Source organism: Trebonia sp. (assembly GCF_049794275.1).
GTDB lineage: Bacteria > Actinomycetota > Actinomycetes > Streptosporangiales > Streptosporangiaceae > Trebonia.
Window position 1 is genome coordinate 1 of sequence record NZ_JBARCR010000052.1, and the last position, 7,314, is coordinate 7,314.

At 72.6% G+C, this 7,314-nt stretch carries 9 protein-coding genes; 3 read left to right on the plus strand and 6 right to left on the minus strand.

Annotated elements, in window-relative coordinates:
• On the plus strand, positions 1–266 hold a 266-nt coding region (locus WA805_RS01300), incomplete at its 5' end, for a hypothetical protein (protein WP_425241453.1).
• A 24-nt stretch (positions 267–290) separates the two neighbouring features.
• Here the strand turns inward: WA805_RS01300 and WA805_RS01305 are convergent.
• From WA805_RS01305 to WA805_RS01330, 6 genes are all read right to left on the minus strand, one after another.
• Complete coding sequence (locus WA805_RS01305) at positions 291–1,868, minus strand: bifunctional shikimate kinase/3-dehydroquinate synthase (RefSeq protein WP_425241454.1); 1,578 nt, start codon at positions 1,866–1,868, stop codon at positions 291–293.
• Entirely contained in the window at positions 1,865–2,323 is a 459-nt protein-coding gene (gene aroQ, locus WA805_RS01310) for a type II 3-dehydroquinate dehydratase (protein WP_425241455.1), read from the minus strand. The genes WA805_RS01305 and aroQ overlap by 4 nt, the downstream gene beginning before the upstream one ends.
• On the minus strand, positions 2,320–3,396 hold the full coding sequence (aroB, locus tag WA805_RS01315) for a 3-dehydroquinate synthase (protein ID WP_422340852.1): 1,077 nt from the start codon (positions 3,394–3,396) through the stop codon (positions 2,320–2,322). The genes aroQ and aroB overlap by 4 nt, the downstream gene beginning before the upstream one ends.
• Complete coding sequence (locus WA805_RS01320; RefSeq protein ID WP_425241456.1) at positions 3,393–3,947, minus strand: shikimate kinase; 555 nt, start codon at positions 3,945–3,947, stop codon at positions 3,393–3,395. The genes aroB and WA805_RS01320 overlap by 4 nt, the downstream gene beginning before the upstream one ends.
• Complete coding sequence (aroC, locus tag WA805_RS01325; protein ID WP_422285505.1) at positions 3,944–5,125, minus strand: chorismate synthase; 1,182 nt, start codon at positions 5,123–5,125, stop codon at positions 3,944–3,946. Before aroC ends, WA805_RS01320 begins: the two co-directional genes overlap by 4 nt.
• A gap of 193 nt (positions 5,126–5,318) precedes the next feature.
• Positions 5,319–5,984, minus strand: coding sequence for an SseB family protein (locus WA805_RS01330; protein WP_422285506.1), 666 nt, complete (start codon positions 5,982–5,984; stop codon positions 5,319–5,321).
• A 288-nt stretch (positions 5,985–6,272) separates the two neighbouring features.
• Between WA805_RS01330 and WA805_RS01335 the strand changes: the two genes are divergently transcribed.
• Positions 6,273–6,650, plus strand: a complete 378-nt coding sequence (locus WA805_RS01335; RefSeq protein ID WP_422270910.1) for a hypothetical protein — start codon at positions 6,273–6,275, stop codon at positions 6,648–6,650.
• Positions 6,651–6,653: 3 nt separating this feature from the next.
• On the plus strand, positions 6,654–7,314 hold a 661-nt coding region (locus tag WA805_RS01340; RefSeq protein WP_425241457.1), incomplete at its 3' end, for a hypothetical protein.

The window sequence follows — 7,314 nt, forward strand, 5'->3', positions numbered from 1 at the left end:
GCCGGGCGGCGCCCGGCGCGACGCTGACGCTCATCGGCCTCGGCCCGGAGCAGGCGCGGGTCGACACGGGGCTGCTGGTACGACGGCAGCTCACGCTGCGCGGCTCGCTGATCTACGACCATCCCGGCGACTTCGCCGCTACCGTCGCCGCGCCGCCGCCCTCCCCCGGCCGGGTGCTGCGGGCGAGCTATCCGTTCGAGGAGGTGGCCGAGGCGTTCCGCGCGGCCCGTGAGGTGCCGGGCAAGACCTGGATCCGGCTGGACTAAGCCAGGGACTGGGGCGGCGCCGGCTCAGGCGGCGAGGTCGCCGAGGACGGCGCCAAGGCTCGCCTCGTCGGCGGGCACGCCGGACACCGGCCGGCCCAAGGCGTTCAGCACGACGAACCGCGTGCTCCCCCGGTACTTCTTGTCTCGCCGCCAGGCCTCGCGCAGATCGCCGAGGCTGTACCGGCCGGAGACCGGCAGGCCGAGCCCGGTGAGCAGCTCGCGGTGCAGCGCCACCAAGTCGTCGCCGATCCGGCCCTGCCTCCTGGCGAGATAGGCGGCGGCCATCATGCCGATCGCGACGGCCTCCCCGTCGTCGGCCACGTCCGGCCCGCTGACCTGCTCGATCGCATGGCCGAAGGTATGCCCGTAGTTCAGGTACAGCCGGTCGCCCGCCTCGCGCTCGTCGCCGCTGACGATCCCCGCCTTCACCCGCACGCTGCGCGCCACCACCTCGGCGAGCACGTCAGGATCCCCGGCCCGCAGCCCGGCGGCCCGCTCGCGCAGCAGCCCGACCAGGTCGCCGCCGCTGATCAGCGCGTGCTTGACCACCTCGGCGAGCCCGGCCGCATACTCGCGGCGGCCGCCCGCGGCCAGCCCGACATCGGAGATCACCACCACCGGCTGGTGCACGGTGCCGAGCAGGTTGCGGCCCTGCGGCAGGTTCAGCGAGGCCTTGCCGCCGACCGCCGCGTCGGCCTGCGCGGCGAGCGTGGTCGGCACTAGCGCCAGCGGCATGCCCCGGTTGTAGGTGCTCGCGACGAACCCGGCGAGGTCGCAGATCACCTCGCCGCCGACCCCGACGATCAGGTCGTCGCGGTGCACGGCGAGGTCGGCGAGCTCGCTGCTGACCTGCGCCACCGTGGCCAGGTCCTTGGCGCGCTGGCTGTCGGGCACCTCGATCAGCCGCGGCTCGAGCCCGGCGTTGCCGAGGGCGGCGCCCAGCGTCGCGGCCGCGTCCTTGTCCGCGGCGGCGGCGAGCAGCACCGCGGTCCGCGCGTACGGCAGCGACGGGAACAGCGGCCCGGCCTCGCCGAGCAGGCCGGCGCCGACGTGCACGTTATAGGTGCCGCCGGTGCAGGACACCAGCACGGTGGTCGTGCCGGCCGGGACAGCGGGCGCCGCGACCAGCCGGGAGATGACCTCCTGACAGATCGCCTCGGGCCGCCGCCCGTCCGTCGCCACGGTGAGCGTCGCAACATCCTGGTAGACCGCGAGCCGCCGCCGGTACAGCTCGTCGATGCCGGGGCGGGCGAGCAGCGGGCGGTAGGTGTCCCCCGCCACCCGCAGCATCGTCTCGGCGAAGCCGACGCTCAGGTACACGACCCGGGCGGATTTCAGCAGGTCGCGGGTGTCGGCGCGGTCCGCGGCGCCGCCGCCGAGGGCGAGCACCGCCTCCGGCCCGTCAAGCAGGCCCGCCACCACATCGCGCTCGAGCTCGCGGAAGGCAGGCTCGCCGTCCTCGTCGAAAATCTGCCGCACCGAGCGTCGTGACCGCTGCTCGATGACCAGGTCGCTGTCCACGAACGGGAGGCCGAGCCGGTCCGCGAGCATCCGGCCGATCGTGGTCTTGCCGGCGCCCATGAACCCGACGACGACGATCACGGTGAGTCCTTGAGCAGCCCGGCGACGGCGCGCAGCGCCAGCGTGTAGGAGGTGAAGCCGAACCCGGCGATGATCCCGTCGGCGACCGGCGTGATCACCGACTCGTGCCGGAATCCCTCGCGCGCCGCGATGTTGGAGATGTGCACCTCCACCAGCGGCGCAGTGCGCATCTTCAGCGCGTCCATCAAGGCGAGCGAGTAGTGGGTGAGCGCGCCCGCGTTGAGCACGACGGGCAGCCCCTCGTCGCACGCCTCGTGCACCCAGGTGATCAGCTCGCCCTCGTACTCGGTCTGCCGGACCTCCACGGGCAGGCCGAGTTCCTTGCCTGCCGATTCGCACAGCTCCACGAGGTCCGCGTAGGTCGCGGTGCCGTATACGGACGGCTCGCGCTTGCCGAGCCGGCCGAGGTTCGGCCCGTTGAGCACGAGCACCCGGCGGCCGCCCGGCGTGCTCACGCCGACACCGCCTCGTAGGCCCGCGTGAGCAGTTCCTCCGGCGGGCTGTCGAAGATGACGGGGTTCCCCACGCCGTCAAGGATTACCATCCGCAGCCGGTCGCCGCGCGACTTCTTGTCCAGGCTCATCGTCTCGCGCAGAGCCGGCCAGGATCCGCGGGAGTACGAGACCGGCAGCCCGACCGAGGTGAGCGCCTCCCGGTGGGCCGCCACGTCAGCGTCGGTCAGGTGCCCGGCCAGGCGGCCGACCTCCGCGGCGAACACCATGCCGATGGCGACCGCGTCGCCGTGCCGGAACCGGTAGCCTTCCAGCCGCTCGATCGCGTGGCCGAGCGTATGGCCGTAGTTGAGCATCTCCCGCTGCCCCGCCTCGCGCAGGTCGGCGGAGACCACCGCGGCCTTCACCCGGATGGCGCGCTCGACCAGCTCGCGGGTGTGCGGCCCGTGCGGTTCCGCCGCCCCCGCCGGGTCGGCCGCGACCAGCCGCAGGATCTCGCCGTCGGCGATGAATCCCGCCTTGATCACCTCGGCGAGCCCGGCCACGTAGTCCTGGCGCGGCAGCGTCTCGAGCGTCGCCAGGTCCGCGAGTACTCCGGCCGGCGGGTGGAACGCGCCGACCAGGTTCTTGCCTTCCGGGATGTCGATCGCGGTCTTGCCGCCGACCGCCGCGTCGACCATGCCGAGCAGCGTGGTCGGGACCAGCACGAGGGGCACGCCGCGCAGCCAGGTGGCGGCCACGAACCCGGCCAGGTCGGTCGCCGCACCGCCGCCGATGCCCACCACGCAGTCAGAACGGGTCACCCGTTCCTCCGCGAGCCAGGACCACAGCCGCGCGGCCACGGCGACGTCCTTGGCGGCCTCGCCGGCTGGGACCTCAGCGACGGCCACCGACAACCCGGCGTCGGCCAGCACCCGGCCGACGGGCCTGGCGACCGCGCCGAGGCCCTCGGGGTGGATAACCGCCGCCGTCCGCGCGCTCTTGCCGACCAGGTCCGGCAGCGCGCCGAGCATCCCGCTGCCGACGATCACCTCGTACGGCCGCTCGCCGCCGACCTGAATCCGGGTCTCGGTCATGCCCGCAGCCGCTTGGCGAGGTCGGCTGCCACCTCCTCGGGCGCCATGTCGTCGGTCGGTACGGTGATCGTCGCGAGTTCCGCGTAGACCGGGCGGCGTTCCTCGAGCATCGCGCGCAGCATCCCGCGGGGGTTGCCGGGGATCACGACCCGCGGCCGGTCCATACCTGTTCGCTTCGCGACCGCCGCGAAACCCGTCTCCAGGTAGACGATAGGCCGCCCGGCGATCATCCGGCGCACGTCGGGGTCGAGCACGGCGCCGCTGCCGAGCGCGAGGACGCCGCCACCCGGGCTGGACGCCCCGGACGCCCCCGACGCCCCGGCCGACTCGAGCACGCGCGCGACGGCGGCCCGCTCCAGCTCACGGAACACCGGCTCGCCGTCATCCACGAAGATGTCCCCGACCGGCTTGCCTGCCGCGGCCGCCACCAGGTCGTCGGTGTCGGCGAACGGCACGCCGAGTTCGGCGGCGAGCAGCGCGCCCACCGATGACTTCCCTGCCGACGGCGGGCCGATCAGGACGACGACCGCGCCGGACCCGAGCGCGGTCACGAGATCACCAGCGACTTCAGGTACCCCTCGGCGTTCCTGCGCAGCTCCTCCACCGAGTCGCCGCCGAACTTGTCTGTCGCCGCCTCGGCGAGCACCAGCGCCGCCATCGCCTCGGCGACCACGCCCGCCGCGGGCACCGCGGTCACGTCGCTGCGCTGGTTAATCGCCTTAGCGGGCTCGCCGGTCGACACGTCCACGGTCTCCAGGGCGCGCGGCACGGTGGAGATCGGCTTCATCGCCACCCGCACCCGCAGCACGTCACCGGTCGACATGCCGCCCTCGACGCCGCCGGCCCGGTTCGTCCGCCTGCGCACCCCGTCCGGCGCGAGGAAGATCTCGTCGTGCGCGCCGGATCCGCGGCGGCCCGAGGTCACGAACCCGTCGCCGAACTCCACGCCCTTGATCGCCTGCACCGACATCAGCGCCCCGGCGAGCCGCGCGTCCAGCCGCCGGTCCCACTGGGTGAAGCTGCCGAGTCCCGGCGGCAGCCCGTACGCGAGCACCTCCACGACGCCGCCGAGCGTGTCGCCGTCCTTGCGCGCCGCGTCGACCTCGGCGATCATCGCGGCGCTCGTCTCCGCGTCGGCGCAGCGCAGCGGGTCGTCGTCGATCCGCGCCAGGTCCTCCGGTGCAGGCGGCGGCGCGTCGTCCGGCGCGACCACCGCGCCGAGCGCCACCACGTGCGACAGGATCCGCACGCCAAGCGACTGGTCGAGCAGGCGCCTGGCGACCTCGCCGAGCGCGACCCGGGCCGCGGTCTCCCTGGCGCTGGCCCGCTCGAGGATCGGCCTGGCGTCGGTGTGCCCGAACTTCTGCATGCCCGCGAGGTCGGCGTGACCCGGCCGCGGCCTGGTCAGCGGCGCGTTGCGCGCCTGGTCCGCCAGTTCTCCGGCGTCGACCGGGTCCGGCGCCATGACCGTCTCCCACTTGGGCCACTCGCTGTTGCCCACCCGGATCGCGACCGGCCCGCCCAGCGTGACGCCGTGCCGCACGCCGCCGGTGAGCTCGACCTCGTCCTGCTCGAACTTCATCCGCGCGCCGCGTCCGTACCCGGCGCGCCGCCGCGCGAGCGCCGCCGCCACGTCACCGCTGGTGATCCGCACCCCCGCAGGGACGCCATCACAGATCGCCACGAGCGCCCGTCCGTGCGACTCGCCTGCGGTCAGCCACCGAAACATGCTGTTCACCCTACAGTCAGCGCGCCCGGGTGCCGTACGCCATGGCCACTGCGCGGACGCACCGGTCCGTTGGGGACACGACCACGACTTAGGAGCAGAACGTTACGCTTTTCTTGCTGTTATCAGCGATTCGGCGTAATTTGCTGCTCCTAAGTCGAGGGGCGCCTGCCGGTGATGTCCCACGCGCGGTGAGTCATGGGGGACGGGAGTCAGCCGCGTACGTTCGGGATAAGGATGTTCTTATTTCTATGCCGCGGCGGAGGCGGGGGGCCAGGCGCATCGCTATCTGGCCGGCCGTTTCGCGGGCTTCGGCCATGTCCCTTGTCGCGAGGGTCACCGTCAGGTCGGCGTCGCGGCCGCCGGGCTCGAGGGTGAAGCCGCTGGTGACGGCCTCGATCTCGGCGCGGATGTCCGGGTCTTCGTGCGGCAGCGGCGGCGGCTCGCCGTTCGCGAGCGCGGTGAGCCTGGCGCCCTCGACGACCACCTGCACCGGGCCTGCCACGTCGATCACCGCCGCGTCGGCCTCGGCGCGCGCCGCAGCCCACACGCTGCGGCCGGGCACCGGGACGGGGCGGGCATCTTCCTTCCACCGCCGGAGCGCCTCGGTGCCGGTGAACGCGATGACCGCCTTGCGGCCGTCGTTGCCGATCAGCGTCGGCAGCGCCATCTCGGTTTCCTTCTCCGCGCCGCCCTCGCCGGCCTCGGCCAGCACGGCGACGACAGGGACGAGCAGCCTGGCGGCTGCGAGCGCGGTCAGCGCGGCGTGCTCGCTGCCGGTGCCGTCGGCGTACGCGGCGAGCGCCGCCTGGACGGCCGGCTCGGCGTCACCCGTGTCCCCCGTGGGCCTGCTGATGCGCATGCCGCGACTTTACCCGTGTTCTGGTAGCCAGTCAGTCGCCGCTCTGCTACGAGGAGTAATTGATGCCATGAAAGTGCACTTTAAGCCCGCTACTGCCCGATCTCCACGGCACAATCGGTTGAGCGCACATTGCCGGATATGGGTACCTCGTGACCTGCGGCGACGTAAAGGCCTCCTGACCAGACCGGATGTGCGGACCAGAGGTATCGGCGTTAGCGGGAAGGAGCGTCCGTGGGTTCAGTGTCACGCGAGTCTGCACAGCCTGCGCGCATACTTCCCGGCACGCCCATGCGGAAGGTTATACCGCCGCGGATGGTCGGCCCGTACATGAACGGGCAGCGCGGCGTGATCGCCGGATATGTGCACCGAGTGCGTGATGTGGTGTTCCGCAACACGGCAGACGCGTTCTATGCCCTGGGCCTAGGCTACGAAGGGTCGGACTTTAAGCCCGACATGACCGAGATGTACTTCCTGTGCTGGCAGGCCAGGGAGATCGACGGATACGTCCCCGTGACGTCACGCGGCCCGGCTGAACCCGTTGAGTTCTACCTAGAGCCGATACAGATACCCATTGGCACCACCCTCTGCCGGTTGGCAGACAGCGGCGAGGAGCCGGTCGCCCGGTACGACGGGCTGGCCTGGCGGCGACCCGCGAGAGAGGGGTGAGACATGCGTTACCGGCTGATGGCGTCCTACTTCGGCGCTTCCTACCAGGCCGCCGTCGGCCCTTCGGACCGCGACATCACCCTTTTCGCCGCCCCCCCGCCGCCTGAAGAGCACGGCTTCTCCCCCGCCCCTGGCGGGATCTGGCGCAAGCAGGTCCTGCTAGGTGAGCTCGACGCGCTGTGGGAATCGCGGCCCATCGGGTCGTACCACGGCGAGCCGTGCCTGGTGCTTGACGACCTCGGTGACCGGCTGCACATCGTCTACCTGGGCATGGAGGAACGGCGAGCCGGGCAGCTCGGCTACTGGCAGGTCGATCGCGGCGTGTTCGAGGTCGTGGTGCCGCGCACCGAGGTGACGGACCTGGCCGAGGAGCGGCATGAGTTCCCGATCACGCTGCTGCTGTCGACACTGCCGCGCGCGCTGAGCGCTGGTGACCCTGGCCGCGCGGCCGGTGGCGGGCAGGGACCGGCGAACGGGCAGCTCGCCGGAGCCGGGCATGGCCAGGGAAACGGGCACCACGGCGGCAGCGGCCAGGGGCCGGGAAACGGGCAGCTTGCGGGGGGCGGCATGGGGCAAGGGAACGGACAGCTTGCCGGAAGCGGCAAGGGGCCAGGGAACGGGCACGTTCCCGGCGGCGCTCCTGGAGCGGGCCACGGCCCCGCAG